The organism is Halomonas garicola (genome assembly GCF_055382465.1).
Map to the genome: position 1 here is coordinate 251,908 of NZ_AP043931.1, position 22,102 is coordinate 274,009.

Annotated in this window: 26 protein-coding genes; all 26 read left to right on the forward strand. The window is 61.4% G+C overall.

Annotation, left to right across the window (positions count from 1 at the left end):
* Positions 1-233: 233 nt before the first annotated feature.
* The 26 genes from rpoB to rpmD all read left to right on the forward strand — a co-directional run bounded on the left by rpoB (position 234) and on the right by rpmD (position 22,100).
* A complete protein-coding gene (rpoB, locus tag ACZ46Y_RS01485) occupies positions 234-4,313 on the forward strand; it encodes a DNA-directed RNA polymerase subunit beta (protein WP_311956086.1) in 4,080 nt (1,359 codons plus the stop codon).
* Positions 4,314-4,322: 9 nt separating this feature from the next.
* On the forward strand, positions 4,323-8,537 hold the full coding sequence (gene rpoC, locus ACZ46Y_RS01490; protein ID WP_311956083.1) for a DNA-directed RNA polymerase subunit beta': 4,215 nt from the start codon (positions 4,323-4,325) through the stop codon (positions 8,535-8,537).
* 156 nt (positions 8,538-8,693) lie between these two features.
* Positions 8,694-9,068: a 30S ribosomal protein S12 gene (gene rpsL / locus ACZ46Y_RS01495; RefSeq protein WP_311956080.1), complete on the forward strand. Its 375-nt coding sequence runs from the start codon at positions 8,694-8,696 to the stop codon at positions 9,066-9,068.
* A gap of 162 nt (positions 9,069-9,230) precedes the next feature.
* On the forward strand, positions 9,231-9,701 hold the full coding sequence (rpsG, locus tag ACZ46Y_RS01500) for a 30S ribosomal protein S7 (protein ID WP_311884218.1): 471 nt from the start codon (positions 9,231-9,233) through the stop codon (positions 9,699-9,701).
* A 135-nt stretch (positions 9,702-9,836) separates the two neighbouring features.
* The gene (gene fusA, locus ACZ46Y_RS01505; protein WP_311956077.1) at positions 9,837-11,960 is read left to right on the forward strand and encodes an elongation factor G; all 2,124 of its coding nucleotides are present in this window, start codon (positions 9,837-9,839) and stop codon (positions 11,958-11,960) included.
* A 29-nt stretch (positions 11,961-11,989) separates the two neighbouring features.
* Positions 11,990-13,183, forward strand: coding sequence for an elongation factor Tu (tuf, locus tag ACZ46Y_RS01510; protein WP_311956074.1), 1,194 nt, complete (start codon positions 11,990-11,992; stop codon positions 13,181-13,183).
* Positions 13,184-13,340: 157 nt separating this feature from the next.
* A complete protein-coding gene (gene rpsJ, locus ACZ46Y_RS01515; RefSeq protein ID WP_311884221.1) occupies positions 13,341-13,652 on the forward strand; it encodes a 30S ribosomal protein S10 in 312 nt (103 codons plus the stop codon).
* A gap of 159 nt (positions 13,653-13,811) precedes the next feature.
* Entirely contained in the window at positions 13,812-14,450 is a 639-nt protein-coding gene (gene rplC, locus ACZ46Y_RS01520; protein WP_311956070.1) for a 50S ribosomal protein L3, read from the forward strand.
* 14 nt (positions 14,451-14,464) lie between these two features.
* On the forward strand, positions 14,465-15,070 hold the full coding sequence (rplD, locus tag ACZ46Y_RS01525) for a 50S ribosomal protein L4 (RefSeq protein WP_311956067.1): 606 nt from the start codon (positions 14,465-14,467) through the stop codon (positions 15,068-15,070).
* Positions 15,067-15,363, forward strand: a complete 297-nt coding sequence (gene rplW / locus ACZ46Y_RS01530; protein ID WP_311956065.1) for a 50S ribosomal protein L23 — start codon at positions 15,067-15,069, stop codon at positions 15,361-15,363. The genes rplD and rplW overlap by 4 nt, the downstream gene beginning before the upstream one ends.
* Before the next feature lie 17 nt (positions 15,364-15,380).
* Entirely contained in the window at positions 15,381-16,208 is an 828-nt protein-coding gene (rplB, locus tag ACZ46Y_RS01535; protein WP_311956062.1) for a 50S ribosomal protein L2, read from the forward strand.
* 22 nt (positions 16,209-16,230) lie between these two features.
* Positions 16,231-16,506, forward strand: a complete 276-nt coding sequence (gene rpsS, locus ACZ46Y_RS01540) for a 30S ribosomal protein S19 (RefSeq protein ID WP_079552756.1) — start codon at positions 16,231-16,233, stop codon at positions 16,504-16,506.
* Positions 16,507-16,523: 17 nt separating this feature from the next.
* Positions 16,524-16,856 carry a 50S ribosomal protein L22 gene (rplV, locus tag ACZ46Y_RS01545; RefSeq protein ID WP_311956058.1) on the forward strand — a complete coding sequence of 111 codons (333 nt, stop codon included), beginning with the start codon at positions 16,524-16,526 and terminating at the stop codon, positions 16,854-16,856.
* A gap of 11 nt (positions 16,857-16,867) precedes the next feature.
* The gene (gene rpsC, locus ACZ46Y_RS01550; RefSeq protein ID WP_311956055.1) at positions 16,868-17,566 is read left to right on the forward strand and encodes a 30S ribosomal protein S3; all 699 of its coding nucleotides are present in this window, start codon (positions 16,868-16,870) and stop codon (positions 17,564-17,566) included.
* A 15-nt stretch (positions 17,567-17,581) separates the two neighbouring features.
* Entirely contained in the window at positions 17,582-17,995 is a 414-nt protein-coding gene (gene rplP / locus ACZ46Y_RS01555) for a 50S ribosomal protein L16 (protein WP_311956053.1), read from the forward strand.
* Positions 17,995-18,186: a 50S ribosomal protein L29 gene (gene rpmC / locus ACZ46Y_RS01560; protein WP_311884236.1), complete on the forward strand. Its 192-nt coding sequence runs from the start codon at positions 17,995-17,997 to the stop codon at positions 18,184-18,186. Before rplP ends, rpmC begins: the two co-directional genes overlap by 1 nt.
* 1 nt (position 18,187) lies before the next feature.
* Entirely contained in the window at positions 18,188-18,448 is a 261-nt protein-coding gene (gene rpsQ, locus ACZ46Y_RS01565) for a 30S ribosomal protein S17 (protein WP_311956123.1), read from the forward strand.
* A gap of 50 nt (positions 18,449-18,498) precedes the next feature.
* Positions 18,499-18,870 carry a 50S ribosomal protein L14 gene (gene rplN / locus ACZ46Y_RS01570; protein WP_311956049.1) on the forward strand — a complete coding sequence of 124 codons (372 nt, stop codon included), beginning with the start codon at positions 18,499-18,501 and terminating at the stop codon, positions 18,868-18,870.
* Between the two features lie 14 nt (positions 18,871-18,884).
* Positions 18,885-19,199 (forward strand): 50S ribosomal protein L24, encoded by a 315-nt coding sequence (gene rplX / locus ACZ46Y_RS01575; protein ID WP_311956045.1) that lies wholly within the window; start codon positions 18,885-18,887, stop codon positions 19,197-19,199.
* Positions 19,200-19,217: 18 nt separating this feature from the next.
* Positions 19,218-19,757, forward strand: coding sequence for a 50S ribosomal protein L5 (gene rplE, locus ACZ46Y_RS01580; RefSeq protein WP_311956043.1), 540 nt, complete (start codon positions 19,218-19,220; stop codon positions 19,755-19,757).
* 10 nt (positions 19,758-19,767) lie between these two features.
* Positions 19,768-20,073: a 30S ribosomal protein S14 gene (rpsN, locus tag ACZ46Y_RS01585; protein ID WP_311956040.1), complete on the forward strand. Its 306-nt coding sequence runs from the start codon at positions 19,768-19,770 to the stop codon at positions 20,071-20,073.
* A gap of 33 nt (positions 20,074-20,106) precedes the next feature.
* Entirely contained in the window at positions 20,107-20,499 is a 393-nt protein-coding gene (gene rpsH, locus ACZ46Y_RS01590; protein ID WP_311956037.1) for a 30S ribosomal protein S8, read from the forward strand.
* Positions 20,500-20,508: 9 nt separating this feature from the next.
* Positions 20,509-21,039 (forward strand): 50S ribosomal protein L6, encoded by a 531-nt coding sequence (gene rplF / locus ACZ46Y_RS01595; protein ID WP_311956035.1) that lies wholly within the window; start codon positions 20,509-20,511, stop codon positions 21,037-21,039.
* 9 nt (positions 21,040-21,048) lie between these two features.
* A complete protein-coding gene (gene rplR / locus ACZ46Y_RS01600; protein ID WP_311956032.1) occupies positions 21,049-21,399 on the forward strand; it encodes a 50S ribosomal protein L18 in 351 nt (116 codons plus the stop codon).
* Between the two features lie 11 nt (positions 21,400-21,410).
* Complete coding sequence (rpsE, locus tag ACZ46Y_RS01605) at positions 21,411-21,911, forward strand: 30S ribosomal protein S5 (RefSeq protein WP_311956028.1); 501 nt, start codon at positions 21,411-21,413, stop codon at positions 21,909-21,911.
* Positions 21,912-21,917: 6 nt separating this feature from the next.
* Positions 21,918-22,100 (forward strand): 50S ribosomal protein L30, encoded by a 183-nt coding sequence (rpmD, locus tag ACZ46Y_RS01610; RefSeq protein ID WP_311956026.1) that lies wholly within the window; start codon positions 21,918-21,920, stop codon positions 22,098-22,100.
* Positions 22,101-22,102: the final 2 nt, after the last annotated feature.

Below are 22,102 nucleotides of genomic sequence, written 5' to 3' on the forward strand. Positions count from 1 at the left end.
ATAATAGGACGTTTCGCTGCTGATTGGCTTGGCCTGTACCGCTATCGGTCCCGCGCCTGCGGCGTAAACGGCACTGACGGCAAAAAACAGCAGCAGATGCGTTAAAAACGCGACGACATGAAGATTTTTGACGGCGAGCTACCCGACCAGGAGCTTGCTGTCTGCGTCTGAAACGCCCGCGGGGCAGATGACCACGCATCGGCCACCCATGGTGAACAAGCTGGGGAATACAGATGGCTTACTCATACACTGAGAAAAAACGCATCCGCAAGGATTTCGGCAAACTGCCCCAAGTGATGGATGTGCCCTACTTGCTGGCCATCCAGCTTGATTCCTACTACGACTTTCTCCAGCAAGATCGTTCGCCCGACGAGCGTCACGAAGTCGGCTTGCACGCGGCTTTCAAGTCCGTGTTTCCGATCGAGAGCTTCTCCGGTAACGCGGCACTTGAGTATGTCAGCTACCGTTTCGGCACGCCGGCGTTCGATGTCAAGGAGTGTCAGCTGCGCGGCGTGACCTATTCCGCCCCGCTGCGCGTCAAGGTTCGCTTGATCATCTATGATCGCGATTCCTCGAACAAGGCAATCAAGGATATCAAGGAGCAGGAAGTCTACATGGGGGAAATCCCCCTGATGACCGAAAACGGTACCTTTGTGATCAACGGTACCGAGCGCGTCATCGTCTCCCAGCTCCACCGCTCCCCGGGCGTGTTCTTCGACCACGACAAGGGCAAGAGCCACTCCTCGGGCAAGCTTTTGTACTCCGCCCGGGTGATTCCGTACCGCGGCTCCTGGCTCGACTTCGAGTTCGATCCCAAGGACAACGTCTTTGTGCGCATCGACCGCCGTCGCAAGCTGCCGGCGTCCGTGCTGATGCGTGCATTGGGCATGAGCGCCGAGGAGATCCTCGAGGAGTTCTTTGCCACCAGCGTGTTCCACGTCGAGAAAAACGGTTTCTCGGTGGAGCTGGTGCCCGCGCGCCTGCGCGGTGAAACCGCCACCTTCGATATCAAGGACGGCGACGGCAACGTCATCGTTGACGAGGGTCGCCGGGTCACCCAGAAGCACATCCGCCAGCTGGAAAAAGCCGGGATGGAGCGTCTGGAAGTGCCCATGGAGTACCTGTTCGGCAAGGTGCTGGCCAAGGATCAGATCGACGCCAAGACCGGCGAGCTGATCTGCCCGTGCAACACCGAAATCACCCCGGAGCTGCTGGAACAGATCGGCCAGGGCGGCATTACCCGCATCGAGACGCTTTACACCAACGATCTCGACTGCGGCTCGTTCATCTCCGATACCCTGCGCCTGGATACCACCGGTTCGCGCCTCGAGGCGCTGGTGGAAATCTACCGCATGATGCGCCCCGGCGAGCCGCCCACCAAGGAAGCCGCCGAGACGCTTTTCCACAACCTGTTCTTCTCGGAAGACCGCTACGACCTCTCGGGCGTCGGCCGCATGAAGTTCAACCGCCGTCTGCGCCGCGAGGCTGATACCGGCTCCGGCGTACTCGATCGCGACGACATTCTTGGCGTACTGCGCGAGCTGATCAGTATCCGTAACGGCTTTGGTGACGTCGACGACATCGACCACCTGGGCAACCGCCGCATTCGCTGCGTGGGCGAGATGGCCGAAAACCAGTTCCGCGTGGGTCTGGTGCGGGTCGAGCGCGCGGTGCGCGAGCGCCTGTCCATGGCCGAAAGCGAAGGCCTGATGCCCCAGGACCTGATCAACGCCAAGCCGGTCGCGGCGGCGGTGAAGGAGTTCTTTGGCTCGAGTCAGCTTTCGCAGTTCATGGACCAGAACAACCCGCTGTCCGAGGTCACGCACAAGCGCCGGGTTTCCGCGCTTGGGCCGGGCGGGCTGACACGGGAACGCGCTGGCTTCGAGGTGCGCGACGTCCACGCCACCCACTACGGCCGTCTGTGCCCGATCGAGACGCCGGAAGGCCCCAACATCGGCCTGATCAACTCGCTGGCGACCTATAGCCACACCAACAATTACGGCTTCCTCGAGACGCCGTACCGCAAGGTGGTGGACAGCCAGGTCACCGACGAGGTGGTCCACCTCTCCGCCATCGAGGAGGGCGACTACGTGATCGCCCAGGCCTCGGCCGCAGTGGACGAGAACGGCCGGCTGAACGACGACCTGGTCCAGGCGCGCCACCGGGGGGAAACCACCTTCATGCGCCCGGAGCAGGTGACGCTGATGGACGTGTCGCCGCGCCAGGTGGTGTCGGTTGCTGCCGCGCTGATCCCGTTCCTCGAGCATGACGATGCCAACCGCGCGCTGATGGGCGCCAACATGCAGCGTCAGGCGGTGCCGACCCTGCGCGCCGACAAGCCGCTGGTGGGCACCGGCATGGAGCGCTTTGTCGCCCGTGACTCCGGCGTCTGCGAAGTGGCGCGCCGCGGCGGCATCATCGACTCCGTCGACGCCCGCCGAGTGGTCGTCCGGGTCAACGAAGATGAAATCGTCGGCGGCGAAGCCGGCGTGGACATCTACAACCTGACCAAGTACGTGCGTTCGAATCAGAACACCTGCATGAACCAGCGCCCCATCGTGCAAACCGGCGACCGCGTCGCCGTGGGTGACATCCTCGCCGACGGCCCGTCCGTGGATATGGGCGATCTGGCGCTGGGTCAGAACATGCGCATGGCGTTCATGCCGTGGAACGGCTACAACTTCGAGGATTCCATCCTTATTTCCGAGCGGGTGGCCCAGGAAGACCGCTTTACCACCATTCACATCCAGGAGCTGACCTGTGTGTCGCGCGACACCAAGCTGGGGCCGGAGGAGATTACTTCGGACATTCCCAACGTCGGCGAGTCGGCGCTGTCCAAGCTGGATGAGGCCGGTGTGGTCTACATCGGGGCCGAAGTCGATCCGGGCGATATCCTGGTGGGCAAGGTAACGCCCAAGGGCGAAACCCAGCTGACGCCGGAAGAGAAGCTTCTGCGCGCCATCTTCGGCGAGAAGGCAAGCGACGTGAAGGACACTTCGCTGCGCGCGCCCACGGGCATGAACGGTACGGTCATCGACGTTCAGGTCTTCACCCGCGACGGCGTGGAGAAGGATTCCCGGGCGCTTGCCATCGAGGAAATGCAGCTCGACGAAGTGCGTCGCGACCTCCAGGAAACCTACCGCATCGCCGAGGAAGCCACTTACGAGCGCCTCAAGCGCACGCTGAGCGGGCAAACGGTCAACGGCGGCCCGAAGCTGTCCAAGGGCGACGTGCTGGATGACGCCTACCTCGACGCGCTGCCGCGTCAGGACTGGTTCAAGCTGCGCATGCAGGATGAAACCCACAATGAGCTGTTGGCCCAGGCCGACGAGCAGCTGGAAACCCGTCGCCGGGAAATGGACGAGCGCTTTGAAGACAAGAAGCGCAAGCTCACCCAGGGCGACGACCTGGCGCCGGGCGTACTCAAGATCGTCAAGATCTACATGGCGGTGAAGCGTCGCATTCAGCCGGGCGACAAGATGGCCGGCCGTCACGGCAACAAGGGTGTCATCTCGGCGATTATGCCGGTGGAAGACATGCCGTTTGACGAGCAGGGCGAGCCGGTGGACGTGGTGTTGAACCCGCTGGGCGTGCCTTCGCGGATGAACGTGGGCCAGATTCTGGAAACCCACCTGGGCATGGCGGCTCGCGGGCTCGGGGTCAAGATCGACCACATGCTGCGCGACGCCCGGGAGACCCAGGTAGCGGAAATCCGCGACTTCCTGGGCCAGGTGTATAACACTGAAAGTACGCTGAAGGTCGAGGATCTGTCGCAGCTGTCCGATGACGAAGTCATCGCGCTGGCGAAGAACCTCAAGGACGGCGTTCCCATGGCAACGGCGGTGTTTGACGGGGCCGAAGAGCCCGAGATCAAGCACCTGCTGCGCCTGGCCGACGTGCCGGAATCCGGTCAGCTGACGCTTTATGACGGGCGTACCGGTGAGCAGTTTGATCGTCCGGTCACCGTTGGCTACATGTACATCCTCAAGCTCAACCACCTGGTTGACGACAAGATGCACGCGCGCTCTACCGGCTCCTACTCGCTGGTGACCCAGCAGCCGCTGGGCGGCAAGGCGCAGTTCGGTGGTCAGCGCTTCGGCGAGATGGAAGTGTGGGCCCTTGAGGCCTACGGCGCGGCCTACACGCTGCAGGAGATGCTCACCGTCAAGTCGGATGACGTCGAAGGGCGCACCAAGATGTACAAAAACATCGTCGACGGCGACCACGCCATGCAGGCAGGCATGCCGGAATCCTTCAACGTGCTGGTGAAGGAAATCCGCTCGCTGGGCATCGATATCGAGTTAGAGAGCTAGGAGCCCCCAATGAAAGATTTGGTGAAAGTCCTCAAATCGCAATCACAGTCCGAAGAGTTCGACGCCATCAGGATTACCCTGGCGTCGCCGGACATGATTCGCTCCTGGTCCTTCGGTGAGGTGAAAAAGCCCGAGACCATCAACTACCGCACCTTCAAGCCGGAGCGGGATGGTCTGTTCTGTGCCAAGATTTTCGGCCCGGTGAAGGATTACGAGTGCCTGTGCGGCAAGTACAAGCGCATGAAGCACCGCGGCATCATCTGCGAAAAATGCGGCGTGGAAGTGACCAAGGCCGCCGTGCGCCGGGAGCGCATGGGCCATATCGAGCTTGCCTCGCCGGTGGCGCACATCTGGTTTCTGAAGTCGCTGCCTTCGCGCATCGGTATGTTCCTCGACATGACCCTGCGCGATATCGAGCGGGTGCTGTACTTCGAGTCCTTCGTGGTGATCGACCCGGGCATGACCACGCTCGAGCGCGGCCAGCTGCTCAACGATGAGCAGTACTTCGAGGCGCTCGAGGAGTTCGGCGACGACTTTGACGCCCGCATGGGCGCCGAGGCCGTCCAGGAGCTGCTCAAGGACATCGATCTGGAAGAGGAGATCAACCAGCTGCGCGAAGAGATTCCGCAGACCAACTCCGAAACCAAGATCAAGAAGCTGTCCAAGCGCCTGAAGCTGTTGGAAGCCTTTTACTACTCCGGCAACGCGCCGGCGTGGATGGTCATGGAAGTGCTGCCGGTGCTGCCGCCGGACCTGCGCCCGCTGGTGCCGCTGGACGGCGGCCGCTTTGCGACCTCGGACCTGAACGACCTGTATCGCCGGGTGATCAACCGCAACAACCGCCTGAAGCGGCTGTTGGATCTCAGCGCGCCGGACATCATCGTGCGCAACGAAAAGCGCATGCTCCAGGAAGCGGTGGATGCGCTTTTGGACAACGGCCGCCGCGGCCGGGCGATCACCGGCTCCAACAAGCGCCCGCTGAAGTCGCTCGCCGATATGATCAAGGGCAAGCAGGGGCGTTTCCGCCAGAACCTGCTGGGCAAGCGCGTGGACTACTCCGGCCGCTCGGTGATCACCGTGGGCCCGACCCTGCGCCTGCACCAGTGCGGCCTGCCCAAGAAGATGGCGCTGGAGCTGTTCAAGCCGTTCATCTATTCCAAGCTGCAGTCGCTGGGCTACGCCTCGACGATCAAGGCGGCGAAGAAGATGGTCGAGCGCGAGACGGCGGAAGTGTGGGATATCCTCGCCGACGTCATTCGCGAGCACCCGGTGCTGCTCAACCGCGCGCCGACCCTGCACCGTCTGGGTATCCAGGCGTTCGAGCCGCTGCTCATCGAAGGCAAGGCCATCCAGCTGCACCCGCTGGTGTGTGCCGCCTACAACGCCGACTTTGACGGCGACCAGATGGCCGTTCACGTGCCGCTGACGCTGGAAGCCCAGCTGGAAGCCCGGGCGCTGATGATGGCCACCAACAACGTGCTCTCACCGGCCAACGGCGAGCCGATCATCGTGCCGTCCCAGGACGTGGTGCTGGGGCTTTACTACATGACTCGGGAGCGCATCAACGACCGCGGCGAAGGCATGATCTTCTCCGACCTCAACGAGGTCGAGCGCGCCTTTGGCACCCAGTCGGTGTCGCTCCACGCGCGCATCAAGGTGCGCCTGGACGAAGTCGACGTTGACGAAGAGACCGGCGAGAAATCCACCCATCGGCGCATCGAAGACACCACGGTGGGCCGGGCGCTGCTGTTCCGCATCCTGCCCGAAGGCGTGCCCTTCGAGCTGATCGATCAGCCGATGAAGAAGAAGGCCATCTCCGCGCTGATCAACGAGGTGTATCGCCGTTCGGGCCTCAAGCCCACGGTGATCTTTGCCGACCAGCTGATGTACACCGGCTTTCGCATGGCGACCTGGTCCGGCGCCTCCATCGGCGTCAACGACTTCGTCATCCCCGATGCCAAGGCAGAAATCGTTGCCGGCGCCGAGGACGAGGTCAAGGAGATCGAGGACCAGTTCTCCTCGGGCCTGGTCACCGCCGGCGAGAAGTACAACAAGGTCATCGACATCTGGGCCCGGGCCAACGACCAGGTGGCCAAGGCGATGATGACCGGTATTTCGAAAGAGAACGTCATCGACCGCGAGGGCAACGAGGTCGAGCAGGACTCGTTCAACAGCGTCTTCATCATGGCCGACTCCGGCGCTCGGGGCAGTGCCGCCCAGATCCGCCAGCTGGCGGGCATGCGCGGCCTGATGGCCAAGCCGGACGGCTCGATCATCGAAACGCCGATCATCGCCAACTTCCGTGAAGGTCTGAACGTACTGCAGTACTTCATCTCGACCCACGGCGCGCGTAAAGGTCTTGCCGATACCGCGCTGAAGACCGCCAACTCGGGCTACCTGACCCGTCGTCTGGTGGACGTCGCCCAGGATCTGGTGATCACCGAGGCCGACTGCGACACCGAAAACGGCATGACCCTGCACCCGATCATCGAGGGCGGTGACATTATCGTGCCGCTGTCCCAGCGCGTGCTGGGCCGCGTGGTGGCGCGCGACGTAGTAGATCCGCGCACCGAAGAGGTGCTGATCCCGCGCAACACCCTGCTCGATGAAGCCTGGTGTGCCGCGCTTGAAACCATGGGCGTGGATGAAGTCATCGTGCGCTCGACCATCACCTGCGACACCAACCACGGCGTGTGCTCGGCGTGCTACGGTCGCGATCTGGCCCGGGGCCATCAGGTCAACGTCGGCGAGTCGGTCGGCGTCATCGCCGCGCAGTCCATCGGCGAGCCGGGTACCCAGCTGACCATGCGGACCTTCCACATCGGCGGCGCGGCCTCAAGGGCCTCGGCCATCGATAGCGTCCAGGTCAAGCACGGCGGCAGCGTGCGGCTGCACAACATCAAGCACGTGGAGCGCGCTGACGGCAAGCTGGTAGTCGTATCGCGCTCCAGCGCCCTGGCCGTCGCCGACGATCACGGCCGCGAGCGCGAGTACTACAAGCTGCCTTACGGTGCGGTGCTCGACGTGCGCGACGGCGATGAAGTCGCGCCCGGTCAGGCGGTGGCCAAGTGGGACCCGCACACCCACCCGATCGTCGCCGAAATGGAAGGCCAGGCGCAGTTCGTCGACCTCGACGAAGGCGTCACCATGCATCGCACGGTGGACGAGATGACCGGCCTGTCCTCCATCGAGGTCATCGAGTCGGCGTCGCGCCCCATGTCCGGCCGCGACAAGCGTCCGATGATCATGCTCAAGGACGAAGCCGGCGAGTACGTCGCCATTGCCGGTTCCAACACGCCGGTACAGTACCCGCTGCCGGGCAAGGCGGTTATCTCCGCCGATGACGGCGCGCATATCGGCGTTGGCGAGGTGGTCGCGCGTATTCCGGTGGAGGCGTCGGGCAACAAGGACATCACCGGCGGTCTGCCCCGGGTGGCCGACCTGTTCGAGGCGCGCAAGCCCAAGGAATCGGCGATTCTCGCCGAGATCAGCGGCATGGTCAGCTTCGGCAAGGAAACCAAGGGCAAGCGCCGCCTGGCGATCACCCCGGAAGACGGCGATCCGTTCGAGATGCTGATCCACAAGTGGCGCCAGATCGCGGTGTTCGAGGGCGAAACCGTCCAGAAGGGCGAGGTGATTTCCGACGGTCCAAGCAACCCCCACGACATCCTGCGGCTGCTGGGCGTGGCGGAGCTGGCCAAGTACATCACCGCCGAGGTGCAGGACGTCTACCGCCTCCAGGGCGTGGGCATCAACGACAAGCACATCGAAGTGATCGTGCGTCAGATGCTGCGCAAGGTGGAGATTACCGACGCCGGCGACTCGGACTTCATCACCGGCGACCAGGCCGAACTGGTGCGCGTGTTGGAACAAAACGCCCGTCTTGAGCAGGAAGGCAAGTTCCCGGCCAAGTACCAGCGCCTGCTGCTGGGTATTACCAAGGCGAGCCTTGCCACCGAGTCGTTCATCTCGGCGGCGTCGTTCCAGGAAACGACCCGCGTGCTGACCGAAGCGGCGGTAACCGGCAAGCGCGACTACCTGCGCGGCCTGAAGGAAAACGTGGTGGTGGGCCGCTTGATCCCCGCCGGTACCGGGCTTACCCACCACGCCGAGCGCCGTCGCCAGCGCGACAGCGACGAGCGGTTGGCCAAGCCCTCGGCAACGGATGTCGAGCAGGAGCTTGGCGCCCAGCTGACCGCGCTGGACGACGACGAAGAGCTCTAGCAAGACGCCGGGCCGGCGCGGCGCCGGCGGGCAAAAAGCCCGCAGCGCTTGACGCCGCGCCGGCCCGGCCATTAGAATGCGCAGCCTTTAACAGTGGGGCGGGTACGTCCGAATCCGCTGTTAAAGCCAGGCAACCATTGGAGTCAGCTACTTACTATGGCAACGATTAATCAGCTAGTGCGCAAGCCGCGCAAGCGCCCCGTCACCAAAAATGACGTGCCGGCGCTGCAGGCCTGCCCGCAAAAGCGTGGCGTATGCACCCGCGTCTACACCACCACCCCGAAAAAGCCCAACTCGGCCCTGCGTAAGGTATGCCGCGTGCGCCTGACCAACGGCTTCGAAGTGGCGTCCTACATCGGCGGTGAAGGTCACAACCTCCAGGAACACTCCGTGGTTCTGATCCGCGGCGGCCGCGTCAAGGACCTGCCGGGTGTGCGTTACCACACCGTACGCGGCGCGCTTGACACCTCCGGCGTGCAGAACCGTCGTCAGGGCCGTTCCAAGTACGGCACCAAGCGTCCGAAGTCCTGATCGTTTTGGACTCGGTCGTTGGGCAGCGGCGCTAGCGTTAGCGCACGCGCTGCCAGATAACACATATTCAGAAACGGTCTGATAAGAGTAAGGTCGGGCGGTGCCGGCAGTCGCGGCGCGAGTCCCGGGTTTACCTGAAGGATCCTTGATAGAGGGCTTATCATGCCTAGAAGGAAGATTGTAGCGAAGCGCGAGATCCTGCCGGATCCGAAGTTCAAGAGTGAACGTCTGGCAAAGTTCATGAACCACCTGATGATCAGCGGCAAAAAGTCCGTAGCTGAGCGTATCGTCTATGGTGCGTTGGACAAGGTTGCCGATCGTAATAAGGAAGAGCCGCTGGAGACCTTCGAGAAGGCGCTGGAAGCCATCCAGCCCATGGTCGAGGTCAAGTCGCGCCGCGTTGGCGGTGCGACCTATCAGGTGCCGGTAGAGGTTCGCCCGTCACGCCGTAGCGCGCTGGCCATGCGTTGGCTGGCCGACGCGGCGCGTCGTCGCGGTGAGAAAACCATGGTTCAGCGTCTGGCCGGCGAGATCCTGGACGCCTCCGAGGGCAAGGGCTCCGCCGTGAAGAAGCGGGAAGACGTACATCGCATGGCAGAAGCCAACAAGGCTTTCTCTCACTTCCGCTTCTGATAGCGGCGCTGAGCGGAACATGCCGGTTTCGCGTTTTGAGGGCCCGCGCCGCTGCCTTTCCGGCAGCGGCGATAAGTGCCTTTAGGCGTCGCTAGCTGGATCAACGAGCATTGCCAACAAACGGGAGTTACCACCGTGGCACGCAAGACTCCACTAAATCGCTACCGCAATCTTGGTATCGTCGCCCACGTCGATGCCGGTAAAACCACCACCACCGAGCGCGTGCTGTTTTACACCGGTATCAACCACAAGCTGGGTGAAACACACGAAGGCGCGTCGACGACTGACTGGATGTCCCAGGAGCAGGAGCGGGGTATCACCATTACCTCCGCTGCCGTGACGACATTCTGGAAGGGCATGAGCCACCAGTTCGACGAGCACCGCGTCAACATCATCGACACCCCGGGGCACGTCGACTTCACCATCGAAGTTGAGCGTTCCCTGCGCGTGCTGGACTGCGCGGTCGTCGTGCTGTGCGGCAGCTCCGGCGTTCAGCCGCAGACGGAAACCGTCTGGCGTCAGGCCGACAAGTACGAAGTGCCGCGGCTGGTGTTCGTCAACAAGATGGACCGCACCGGCGCCGACTTCTTCAACGTGGTCGATCAGCTGGGCGATCGCCTGGGCGCCCACGCCGTGCCGATCCAGATCAACTGGGGCACCGAGGAAGACTTCAAGGGCGTCATTGATCTCATCGAGATGAAGGCCATTCTCTGGAGTCAGGACGATTTCGGCGCCTCCTACGAGCTGCTGGACATTCCCGCCGAGCTCCAGGAAGCCGCCGACAAGTACCGCGAGCAGATGGTAGAAGCCGCCGCCGAAGCCTCTGAAGAGCTGATGGACAAGTACCTCGAAGAGGGCGAGCTGTCCAACGCCGAAATCAAGGCCGGCCTGCGCCGTCGTACTCTCGACAACGAGATCGTGCTGGTCACCTGCGGCTCGGCGTTCAAGAACAAGGGCGTTCAGGCCGTGCTCGACGCGGTGATCGAATACCTGCCGTCGCCCACCGAGGTCAAGGCCATCGAAGGTGAGCTTGACGACAAGAACGGCACCATCGACACGCGTGAGGCCGACGACAAGGCACCGTTCTCGGCGCTGGCGTTCAAGATTGCCACCGACCCCTTCGTCGGAACGCTGACGTTCATTCGCGTCTACTCCGGCGTGCTCAATTCCGGCGACAGCGTGTACAACTCGGTTCGCGAGAAGAAAGAGCGTATCGGCCGTCTGGTGCAGATGCACGCCAACTCCCGCGAGGAGATCAAGGAGATCCGCGCCGGTGATATCGCCGCCTGTATCGGCCTTAAGGACGTGACGACCGGTGATACGCTGTGCGATATCAACAACAAGATCATCCTTGAGCGCATGGAGTTCCCTGACCCGGTTATCTCGGTCGCCGTGGAGCCCAAGACCAAGACTGACCAGGAGAAAATGGGCACTGCCCTTGGCAAGCTGGCCCAGGAAGACCCGTCCTTCCAGGTAAAAACCGACGAAGAGACCGGCCAGACCATCATCTCCGGCATGGGTGAGCTGCACCTGGATATCATCGTTGACCGCCTGCGTCGCGAGTTCAAGGTCGATGCCAACATCGGCAAGCCCCAGGTTGCCTACCGCGAAACCATTCGCGGCAGCGTCGAGCAGGAAGGCAAGTTCGTTCGCCAGTCAGGCGGCCGCGGCCAGTACGGCCACGTGGTCATGCGTATCGAGCCCTTGACTTACGAAGAGAAGGGCGAAGGCGACGACGAAATATTTTTCAAGTTCAACTCCGAAATCGTTGGCGGCGTGGTTCCCAAGGAATACGTGCCTGCCGTCGAGAAAGGGGCCTATGAGCAGCTGCAAAACGGCGTTATCGCGGGCTACCCGATGATTGACGTCAAGGTCACGCTGTTTGATGGTTCCTACCACGACGTGGACTCTAACGAGACCGCGTTCAAGATTGCCTCTTCCATGGCAGTCAAAGAAGGTGCCAGAAAGGCCAAGGCCGTGCTGCTGGAACCGGTGATGAAGGTCGAGGTCGTGACCCCCGAGGAATTCATGGGTGACGTCATGGGCGACCTGAACCGTCGTCGCGGTCTGGTGCAGGGCATGGATGACACATCCGCTGGTAAAGTCATCCGCGCCACGGTGCCGCTGGGCGAGATGTTCGGTTACGCAACCGACCTGCGCTCTCAAACCCAGGGCCGTGCAAGCTACTCCATGGAGTTTGCGCAGTACGACGAGGCGCCCTCCAGCATCGTAGAAGCCGTCATCAACCAAAACGGTTAACCGTTAGCTAACGTAAAGAGGTTATAGCAGTGGCTAAGGAAAAATTCGAACGTTCCAAACCGCATATCAACGTCGGTACCATCGGTCACGTCGACCACGGTAAAACCACGCTGACAGCCGCCCTGACTCGCGTTTCCGCCGAAGTATTCGGCGGCGACTGGAGCGAGTTCGCGGCCATCGACAACGCGCCCGAAGAGCGCGAGCGCGGCATCACCATCGCCACGTCGCACGTCGAGTACCAGTCAGAAGACCGTCACTACGCGCACGTTGACTGCCCTGGGCACGCCGACTACGTCAAGAACATGATCACCGGCGCGGCTCAGATGGACGGCGCGATCCTGGTCTGCTCTGCCGCTGACGGCCCCATGCCGCAGACTCGCGAGCACATCCTGCTGTCTCGCCAGGTTGGCGTTCCGTACATCGTTGTGTTCCTCAACAAGGCCGACATGGTCGACGACGAGGAGCTCCTCGAGCTTGTCGAGATGGAAGTTCGCGAGCTGCTCAGCGAGTACGACTTCCCGGGCGACGACACCCCGATCATCACCGGTTCTGCGCTGATGGCGCTGGAAGGCAAGGACGACAACGGCATGGGTACCACCGCCGTTGCCGACCTGATCAAGGCGATGGATGCCTACATCCCCGAGCCCGAGCGCGCCATCGACCAGCCGTTCCTGATGCCGATCGAAGACGTGTTCTCCATCTCCGGTCGCGGCACCGTAGTGACTGGTCGCGTCGAGAGCGGCATCGTCAAGGCCGGTGAAGACGTGGAAATCGTGGGCATCCGCGATACCGCCAAGACCACCGTTACCGGCGTGGAAATGTTCCGCAAGCTGCTCGACGAAGGTCGTGCCGGCGAGAACATCGGCGCGCTGCTGCGCGGCACCAAGCGTGACGATGTCGAGCGCGGCCAGGTACTGGCCAAGACCGGCACCATCAAGCCGCACACCGAGTTTGAAGCCGAAGTCTACGTGCTGTCCAAGGAAGAAGGCGGTCGTCACACGCCGTTCTTCAAGGGCTATCGTCCGCAGTTCTACTTCCGTACCACCGACATCACCGGTACCTGTGAACTGCCGGAAGGCGTCGAAATGGTCATGCCGGGCGACAACGTCAAGATGGTTGTCAGCCTGATTGCCCCGGTTGCCATGGACGACGGTCTGCGCTTTGCGATCCGCGAAGGCGGCCGCACCGTGGGTGCCGGCGTCGTCGCCAAGATCCTCAAGTAAGCAGACCCTTCGCGGGTTCAAGGGGGCTCGCCGAGCCCCCTTTCTTCGCACTGGCGAGAAGTGTTTGACACCTCCCGTCTGCGTGCCTACAATGCGCATCCTTTGAATGCGTGGGTAGACGGCTCGCGCCGTCGACATCCATTGGAGTTTAGGGCAAATGCAGAACCAGAAGATTCGCATTCGGTTGAAAGCGTTCGACCATCGCCTGATTGACCAGTCCACCGCGGAAATCGTTGATACCGCCAAGCGCACTGGTGCTCAGGTTCGCGGTCCCATCCCGCTGCCGACCAATCGCGAGCGCTATACCGTGCTGACCTCGCCGCACGTCAACAAGGACGCGCGCGATCAGCTCGAGATCCGTACGCACAAGCGTGTGCTTGACATTGTCGAGCCGACTGAAAAAACAGTCGATGCGTTGATGAAGCTCGACCTCGCCGCCGGCGTTGACGTGCAGATCAAGCTCGACTAACCACACTAGTCACACGCGGCCCAGCGTTCACCCGGTACTTTTTTTGTGGGGTGATCAGCAGCCGCCGCGCCGTGAGGCGCCATACAATGTGCTAGTGGAATGCTCTGGAAAGGGCAGCCATAGCGGGTGATAGCCCCGTACACTATAGGAGAACTGAGAATGACTATCGGTTTGGTCGGTAAGAAGGCCGGGATGACCCGCGTCTTCACCGAAAGCGGCGCCTCAGTGCCCGTAACCGTTATTGAGGTTGAGCCTAATCGCATCACGCGCGTCAAATCCGTCGAATCCGACGGCTACGCGGCGATTCAGGTCACAACCGGCTCCCGCAAAGCCAAACACCTCACCCGTGCGCAAGCTGGTCAGTTTGCCAAGGCAGGTGTCGAGGCTGGTCGTTCGCTGATGGAGTTTCGCCTGGCAGAAGGCGAGGAAGCTCCGGAAGTCGGCGGCGAACTCACCGTATCCCTCTTCGAAGCTGGTCAGATGATCGACGTGACCGGCACCTCCAAGGGTAAAGGTTTCCAGGGCGGCGTTAAGCGCTGGAACTTCAACACCCAGGACGCCACCCACGGCAACTCGCTGGCTCACCGCGCGCCGGGTTCCATCGGCATGTGCCAGACGCCGGGTCGCGTATTCAAGGGCAAAAAGATGGCCGGTCAGATGGGTAACGCCCGCTGCACCGTACAGAGCCTTGAAGTCGTCCGCATCGATGCCGAGCGCAACCTGCTGCTAATCAAGGGCGCCGTTCCGGGAGCAACCGGCAGCGACGTGATCGTACGCAGTGCCGTGAAAGCTGGCTGAAGAGGATAATACCCATGAATCTGAATCTTGCTGCAGGCGCGGGTACTGTTGAAGTCGCCGACGCCACCTTTGGCAAAGAATTCAACGAAGCGCTGGTTCACCAGGTCGTTACGGCATATCTTGCCGGCGGTCGCCAGGGCACTCGTGCACAGAAGAACCGCTCTGACGTGCGCGGCGGCGGCAAGAAGCCGTGGCGCCAGAAGGGCACCGGTCGCGCTCGCGCCGGTACCATCCGCTCGCCGATCTGGCGTGCCGGCGGCGTCACCTTTGCAGCGCGTCCCCAGGACCACTCGCAGAAGGTCAACCGCAAGATGTACCGCGCGGCGATGCGTTCGATCCTGTCTGAGCTCGTGCGTCAGGAACGTCTGGTCGTGGTGGAAGAGTTCGCCGTGGATGCGCCGAAGACCAAGCAGGTCGCTGCCAAGCTCAAGGAGCTTGAGCTGGACAAGGCGCTGATCGTCACCGAAGAGGTTGATGAAAAGCTCTATCTGGCCGCGCGCAATCTGCCTCACGTTGACGTGGTGGACGTTACCGCCGCTGACCCGGTGAGCCTGGTTGCCTTCGACAAGGTGCTGGTCACCGTCTCCGCCCTGCGTAAATTCGAGGAGAAGCTGGCATGAACCAGGAACGCGTATTCAAGGTTCTGCTCGGACCGCACGTGACCGAAAAGGCCGCGATGGCAGCAGAGCGCAATCAGTACGTTTTCAAGGTGGCGAGCGACGCTACCAAGCCCGAGATCAAAAAAGCCGTCGAAGCGCTGTTCGAAAAGAAAGTGGACGGTGTTCAAGTGCTGAACGTCAAGGGCAAAACCAAGCGTACGGCACACGGCATGGGGCTGCGTAAAGGGTACCGCAAGGCGTATGTAACCCTGGCTGCGGGCGAAACGCTCGAAGACTTCGCTGGCGCCGAATAAGGGCAGGAGTACGGACAATGGCAATCGTCAAGACCAAACCCACATCCTCCGGTCGTCGTCACGTCATCAAGGTCGTGAGCGCCGAGCTGCACAAGGGCCGCGCCTACGCGCCGCTTCTGGAAAAGCAGTCCAAGACCGGCGGTCGTAACAACAACGGTCGTATCACCAGCCGTCACATTGGTGGTGGCCATCGCCATCACTACCGGCTGATCGACTTCAAGCGCACCAAGGATGGCGTTCCCGCCACCGTCGAGCGCATTGAGTACGACCCGAACCGCAGTGCGCACATTGCGCTGCTCAAGTACGCCGATGGTGAGCGTCGCTACATCCTGGCACCGCGCGGCGTCAAAGCCGGCGACGTGCTGGAATCCGGTGTCAACGCCCCCATCCGCAAGGGCAACGCCTTGCCGCTGCGCAACATCCCGCTGGGTTCCACCGTTCACGGTGTCGAGCTCAAGCCGGGCAAGGGCGCGCAGATGGCTCGCAGTGCCGGTACCAGCGCTCAGCTGGTCGCTCGTGAAGGCAACTACGCCACCCTGCGTCTGCGCTCCGGCGAGACGCGCAAGGTGCTGGCCGAGTGCCGCGCTACTCTGGGTCAGGTGAGCAACTCCGAGCACAGCCTGCGTCAACTTGGCAAGGCCGGTGCGAAGCGCTGGAGAGGCAGGCGTTCGGCCGTTCGCGGTGTCGCCATGAACCCGATCGACCACCCGCACGGCGGTGGTGAAGGTCGCTCGAGCGGCGGTCGTCACCCGGTCACTCCGTGGGGCGTGCCGACCAAGGGTTACAAGACCCGCAAGAACAAGCGCACCGACGCACTCATCGTTCGTCGCCGCAAGGCCAAGTAACAGACATTAAGGGGTAACGGCTGTGCCACGTTCACTAAAGAAAGGTCCCTTCATTGACCTTCATCTGTTGAAGAAGGTCGAGACTGCAGCGGAAAAGAACGACCGCAAACCGATCAAGACCTGGTCGCGTCGTTCGATGGTTCTGCCCAACATGGTAGGCCTGACCATTGCAGTTCATAACGGTCGCCAACACGTCCCGGTGCACGTCTCCGAGGAAATGGTCGGCCATAAACTGGGCGAATTTGCTGCCACCCGCCTTTATCGCGGGCACGTGGCGGACAAGAAAGCCAAACGGTAAGCCAGAGAGGATTAGAGATGGAAGTCACAGCTAAGCTGCGTGGCGCTCGGTTATCCGCCCAGAAGGCCCGTTTGGTGGCTGATCAGGTGCGGAACAAACCGGTCGCCGAGGCGCTCGACCTGCTGGCCTTCTCGCCGAAGAAGGCAGCCACGCTGGTCAACAAGGTGCTGCAGTCCGCCATTGCAAACGCGGAAGAAAATAACGGCATGGATATCGACGAGCTGCGTGTCTCGACCATCTGCGTCGATGAGGGCATGACGCTCAAGCGTATCAAGCCGCGTGCCAAGGGCCGCGCGGACCGTATCTTGAAGCGCACCTGCCACATCACCGTCAAGGTAGCCGAGAAGTAGGAGTCGACCAGATGGGTCAGAAAGTCAATCCAATAGGTATGCGGCTGGGCATCGTCAAAGACCATGCTTCTGTCTGGTATGCCGAGCGCGGCGCCTATGCCGATAAGCTCAACAACGATCTCGAAGTGCGCAGCTTCCTGGATGAGCGTTTGAAAAACGCCTCCGTGAGCCACGTGCACATCGAGCGTCCGGCGAACAACGCCCGTATCACCATTCACACGGCCCGCCCGGGCATCGTGATCGGCAAGAAGGGCGAGGACGTTGACCGTCTGCGCCGGGATCTTGCCGAGCTGATGGGCGTACCGGTCCATGTGAACATCGAAGAAGTTCGCAAGCCGGAGCTGGACGCCAAGCTGGTCGCGGCCAACGTCGCCGGTCAGCTCGAGCGCCGGGTGATGTTCCGTCGCGCCATGAAGCGCGCGGTACAGAACTCCATGCGCCTGGGCGCTGGCGGTATCCGCATCCAGCTGTCAGGTCGTCTGGGCGGTGCTGAAATCGCCCGGACCGAATGGTACCGCGAAGGTCGCGTTCCGCTGCACACGCTGCGTGCGGACATCGACTTCGCCACTTACGAAGCTCATACCACCTACGGCATCATCGGTGTCAAAGTGTGGATCTTCAAGGGCGAAATCCTCGGCGGTATCGAGGAAGTGCGTGCCAAGGCCAAGCAGTCGGCCGGCAACGCGCCCAAGAAGAAAGGTTCCAGGTAAGGGGAGAGCGAGTCGATGTTACAACCCAAGCGTTTAAAATTCCGTAAGGTGCAGAAAGGCCGTAACCGTGGTCTGGCGCATCGCGGCAGCCGGATCAGCTTCGGGGAATACGGTTTGAAGTCCACCGGTCGTGGCCGCGTTACCGCGCGCCAGATCGAGGCCGGCCGTCGTGCGATCACGCGTCACGTCAAGCGTGGCGGCAAGATATGGATCCGCGTATTCCCGGACAAGCCGGTTTCCAAAAAGCCGCTCGAAGTTCGTATGGGTAAGGGTAAGGGCTCTGTCGAGTACTGGGTTGCCCAGATCCAGCCGGGTCGGGTGCTCTACGAGATTGAAGGCGTTTCTGAAGAGCTTGCGCGCGAAGCGTTTGAGCTTGCCGCCCAGAAAATGCCCGTATCCACCACCTTTGCGAAACGGACGGTGATGTGATGAAAGTCCAGGAAATCCGTGAAAAATCCGTCGGAGAACTTAAGGACCAGCTTCTTGAGCTCCTCCGCGAGCAGTTTAACCTGCGCATGCAGAAGGCCACCGGCCAGCTGAGCCAGACTCATCTGCTCAAGCAGGTCCGTCGGGATATTGCCCGCGTGAAGACTGTGCTCAACGAGAAGGCAGGTGACTGAGATGGCCGAAGAAAAGAAAACCCGCACGCTTACCGGTACGGTAGTGAGCGACAAGATGGACAAGTCCATCGTTGTGATGATCGAGCGCCGTGAGCGTCACCCGCTTTACGGAAAATACGTCAAGCGCTCCACTAAACTGCACGCCCACGACGAGGCGAACCAGGCCAAGGCCGGCGACACGGTTTCCATCAAGGAATGCCGTCCGCTGTCCAGGAAGAAGTCCTGGGCGCTGATCGAAGTGGTCGAGCAGGCCAAAGGGTAATCCCTGCGGCTGTTCAATCAGTGCAGTCAGATTAGGTTTGGAGAAAACCGATGATTCAGACTCAGACAATGCTGGATGTCGCTGACAACAGCGGAGCGCGCCGGGTGCAGTGCATCAAGGTGCTGGGCGGCTCGCATCGCCGCTACGCCCGCGTTGGTGACATCATCAAGATCTCAGTACGCGAAGCGATTCCGCGCGGCAAGGTCAAGAAAGGCCAGGTCATGAAGGCCGTTGTCGTGCGTACCAAAAGCGGCGTCCGTCGTCCCGACGGTTCGCTGATCCGTTTCGATGGAAATGCGGCGGTTCTGTTGCAAAACGTTAACGAACAGCCGGTCGGCACGCGTATTTTCGGGCCGGTCACTCGTGAGCTGCGTAACGAAAAGTTCATGAAGATCATTTCCTTAGCGCCTGAAGTGCTGTAAGGAGCGAGGCGGATATGCAAAAGATCAAACGTGACGATGAAGTCATCGTCCTCGCCGGAAAGGACAAGGGCAAGCGCGGCACGGTGAAGCGGGTACTCGAAAACCGTTTCGTAGTGTCCGGTGTGAACATGATCAAGCGTCACACCAAGCCAAATCCCATGGCGGGAAATCAGGGCGGTATCGTCGAGCGCGAGGCTCCGATTCACGCGTCCAACGTAGCCATCTTCAATTCGGAGACCGGTAAGGCGGATCGCGTCGGCTTCCAGGTAAAGGAAGACGGTACCAAGGTACGTATCTACAAGTCGACGCAAGCGCAGATCGACGCCTAACGTGAGTCGGGTAGCAAAATGGCGAACTTGAAAGAACGTTATCAAAACGAGGTGGTGGGTCAACTCCAGGAGGAGTTTAGCTACGCCAACGTAATGCAGGTGCCCCGGATCACGAAAGTGACCCTGAACATGGGCATCGGCGACGCGGTCAGCGACAAGAAGCTGATCGACAATGCCATCGGCGACCTGGAAAAGCTTTCCGGGCAAAAGCCGCTGGTAACCAAGGCACGCAAGTCCGTTGCAGGCTTCAAAGTGCGCGAAGGCTGGCCGATCGGTATCAAGGTCACGCTGCGCGCCGAGCGCATGTGGGACTTTCTGGACCGTCTGGTGAACATCGCGATTCCGCGCGTGCGTGATTTCCGTGGTCTCAACCCGAAGTCGTTCGACGGTCGTGGCAACTACTCCATGGGGGTGCGTGAGCAGATCATCTTCCCGGAGATCGAGTATGATAAAATCGATCGCATCCGGGGGATGGACGTCACCATCACCACTACTGCCAACACCGACGAGGAAGGCCGTGCGCTGCTGCGCGCGATGCGCTTCCCGTTCAAGAAATAAGGTTGGGAACATGGCAAAGAAAAGCATGGTAGAGCGCGAGCTCAAGCGCGCCAAGCTGGTCGAAAAGTACGCGGCCAGGCGTGCCGAGCTCAAGGCGATCACCGTTGATGTGAACGCTTCTGACGAAGAGCGCTTCGAGGCGCAGCTCAAGCTGCAGCAACTGCCGCGCGATTCAAGCCCGGTACGCCAGCGTAACCGCTGCCGCGTCACGGGTCGTCCGCACGGTGTTTACCAAAAGTTCGGCCTCGGCCGTAATAAGCTGCGTGAAGCCGCCATGAGTGGCTACGTCCCGGGACTCAAGAAGTCCAGCTGGTAAGGGCCACGTAGAATCATCAGGAGCGCACATTAAATGAGCATGCAAGACACTCTGGCGGATATGTTTACCCGTATCCGCAATGCGCAGATGGCCACCCTGGAGACGGTAAATCTGCCGTCCTCCAAGCTCAAAGTGGAAGTGGCCCGCGTGCTGAAAGAAGAGGGCTACATCGCCGATTACGCGGTGGCTGGCGACAGCAAGCCCGAACTGACCGTTTCCCTCAAGTACTTTGAGGGCAAGCCGGTTATCGACCACATCCAGCGGGCTTCCAAGCCGTCCCTGCGCAGCTACAAGGGCAAGCACAACATGCCCAAGGTGGCCGACGGTCTGGGTATCGCGATCGTCACTACCTCAAGCGGGGTGATGACCGATCGCGCCGCGCGCCAGGCGGGTGTCGGTGGTGAAGTCATCTGCACCGTATTCTAGGAGGCTGGAATGTCCCGCATAGCGAAATATCCGGTTACACTGCCCACCGGCGTCGAGGTTGATATCGACGCCGACCAGCTGACCGCCAAGGGCAGTCTGGGCACGCTTTCCATGGTGGTTCACCCTGACGTGGTGATCGGCCAGGAAGACGGCAAGCTGACCTTCGCTCCGTGCGAGTCGGCTAAAAGCTGGGCGCTGGCCGGCACCACCCGTGCCCTGGTACAAAACCTGGTCACGGGCGTATCCGAGGGCTTTACCAAGACCCTCGAAATTGTTGGCGTCGGTTATCGTGCCCAAGTAAAGGGCCAGACGCTCAATCTTTCACTGGGCTTCTCGCACCCGGTCGACTATGAACTGCCTGAAGGTGTCACGGCGGAAGCGCCCAAGAACACCGTGATCGTGCTGAAAAGCGCGGACAAGCAGAAGCTCGGCCACGCCGCTGCGGAGATCCGCGCCTTCCGTCCGCCCGAGCCGTACAAAGGCAAGGGTGTCCGGTACGCCGACGAGCAGGTGCGTCGCAAAGAAGCCAAGAAGAAGTAAGGCAGGGTTATGAACGCGAAGAAAGAATCCCGTCTCCGTCGTGCCCGCCGCGCTCGTGCCAAGATCCGCGAGCTAGGCGCGTTCCGCCTGTGCGTCAACCGTACTCCGCGCCACATCTATGCGCAGGTTATCTCGCCGGATGGTGGCAAAGTGCTGGCCAGTGCATCTACGCTGGACAAGGCGCTGAGCGAGGGTGCGACCGGCAACGTCGAGGCCGCCACGAAAGTCGGCGCCCTGATTGCCGAGCGCGCAAAGGAAGCAGGCATCACCCAGGTAGCCTTCGATCGTGCCGGTTTCAAGTTTCACGGTCGCGTCAAGGCTTTGGCCGACGCCGCTCGTGAAGGCGGCCTGGAATTCTAAAGGGTTTTACGATGGCGAAGAACGAACAGCAAAACGGTGATCTGCAGGAAAAACTGGTGCAGGTCAACCGTGTCGCCAAGGTGGTCAAGGGGGGCCGTGTGTTCGGCTTTACCGCCCTGACCGTCGTCGGCGATGGCAACGGCCGTATCGGTTTTGGTCGCGGCAAGGCGCGTGAAGTGCCGGTCGCGATCCAGAAAGCGATGGATCAGGCGCGCCGCAACATGGTCAAGGTCCGCCTCGCTGGCCAGACGCTGCAGTACCCGGTGAAAGCCCGTCACGGTGCTTCCAAGGTGTACATGCAGCCGGCCACCGAAGGTACCGGCATCATCGCCGGCGGCGCCATGCGCTCCGTGCTTGAACTTGCCGGCGTCCACGACGTCCTGGCCAAGTGCTACGGCTCCACCAATCCGATCAACGTAGTGCGCGCAACGGTCAACGGCCTTGCGTCCATGCACGCGCCGGAAGACGTGGCGGCCAAGCGCGGCCTGCCAGTCGAAGCGATCACGGGGTAATTCAACATGGCAGCTTTGATTAAAGTTACCCAGGTCCGTAGCACCATCGGCGTGCTGACCAAGCACAAGGCCACGGTTAACGGTCTGGGTCTGCGTCGCATCGGTCACACGGTTGAGCTGGAAGACACCCCCGCCGTTCGCGGCATGATCCACAAGGTCAACTACCTTGTGCGTGTAGAGGGAGAGTAATC

Bases quoted from the DNA above. Each gene is read 5' to 3' on its own strand.
- rplW (WP_311956065.1), top strand. From the start codon at position 15,067: ATGAACCAGGAACGCGTATTCAAGGTTCTGCTCGGACCGCACGTGACC.
- rplE (WP_311956043.1), top strand. From the start codon at position 19,218: ATGGCGAACTTGAAAGAACGTTATCAAAACGAGGTGGTGGGTCAACTC.
- rpsG (WP_311884218.1), top strand. From the start codon at position 9,231: ATGCCTAGAAGGAAGATTGTAGCGAAGCGCGAGATCCTGCCGGATCCG.
- rplB (WP_311956062.1), top strand. From the start codon at position 15,381: ATGGCAATCGTCAAGACCAAACCCACATCCTCCGGTCGTCGTCACGTC.
- rpsC (WP_311956055.1), top strand. From the start codon at position 16,868: ATGGGTCAGAAAGTCAATCCAATAGGTATGCGGCTGGGCATCGTCAAA.
- rplC (WP_311956070.1), top strand. From the start codon at position 13,812: ATGACTATCGGTTTGGTCGGTAAGAAGGCCGGGATGACCCGCGTCTTC.
- rpsQ (WP_311956123.1), top strand. From the start codon at position 18,188: ATGGCCGAAGAAAAGAAAACCCGCACGCTTACCGGTACGGTAGTGAGC.
- rplX (WP_311956045.1), top strand. From the start codon at position 18,885: ATGCAAAAGATCAAACGTGACGATGAAGTCATCGTCCTCGCCGGAAAG.
- rpsN (WP_311956040.1), top strand. From the start codon at position 19,768: ATGGCAAAGAAAAGCATGGTAGAGCGCGAGCTCAAGCGCGCCAAGCTG.
- rpmC (WP_311884236.1), top strand. From the start codon at position 17,995: ATGAAAGTCCAGGAAATCCGTGAAAAATCCGTCGGAGAACTTAAGGAC.
- rpoB (WP_311956086.1), top strand. From the start codon at position 234: ATGGCTTACTCATACACTGAGAAAAAACGCATCCGCAAGGATTTCGGC.
- rplN (WP_311956049.1), top strand. From the start codon at position 18,499: ATGATTCAGACTCAGACAATGCTGGATGTCGCTGACAACAGCGGAGCG.
- rplD (WP_311956067.1), top strand. From the start codon at position 14,465: ATGAATCTGAATCTTGCTGCAGGCGCGGGTACTGTTGAAGTCGCCGAC.
- rplP (WP_311956053.1), top strand. From the start codon at position 17,582: ATGTTACAACCCAAGCGTTTAAAATTCCGTAAGGTGCAGAAAGGCCGT.
- rpsH (WP_311956037.1), top strand. From the start codon at position 20,107: ATGAGCATGCAAGACACTCTGGCGGATATGTTTACCCGTATCCGCAAT.
- rpsL (WP_311956080.1), top strand. From the start codon at position 8,694: ATGGCAACGATTAATCAGCTAGTGCGCAAGCCGCGCAAGCGCCCCGTC.
- rpsE (WP_311956028.1), top strand. From the start codon at position 21,411: ATGGCGAAGAACGAACAGCAAAACGGTGATCTGCAGGAAAAACTGGTG.
- rpsJ (WP_311884221.1), top strand. From the start codon at position 13,341: ATGCAGAACCAGAAGATTCGCATTCGGTTGAAAGCGTTCGACCATCGC.
- rpoC (WP_311956083.1), top strand. From the start codon at position 4,323: ATGAAAGATTTGGTGAAAGTCCTCAAATCGCAATCACAGTCCGAAGAG.
- rplR (WP_311956032.1), top strand. From the start codon at position 21,049: ATGAACGCGAAGAAAGAATCCCGTCTCCGTCGTGCCCGCCGCGCTCGT.
- rpmD (WP_311956026.1), top strand. From the start codon at position 21,918: ATGGCAGCTTTGATTAAAGTTACCCAGGTCCGTAGCACCATCGGCGTG.
- rplF (WP_311956035.1), top strand. From the start codon at position 20,509: ATGTCCCGCATAGCGAAATATCCGGTTACACTGCCCACCGGCGTCGAG.
- rplV (WP_311956058.1), top strand. From the start codon at position 16,524: ATGGAAGTCACAGCTAAGCTGCGTGGCGCTCGGTTATCCGCCCAGAAG.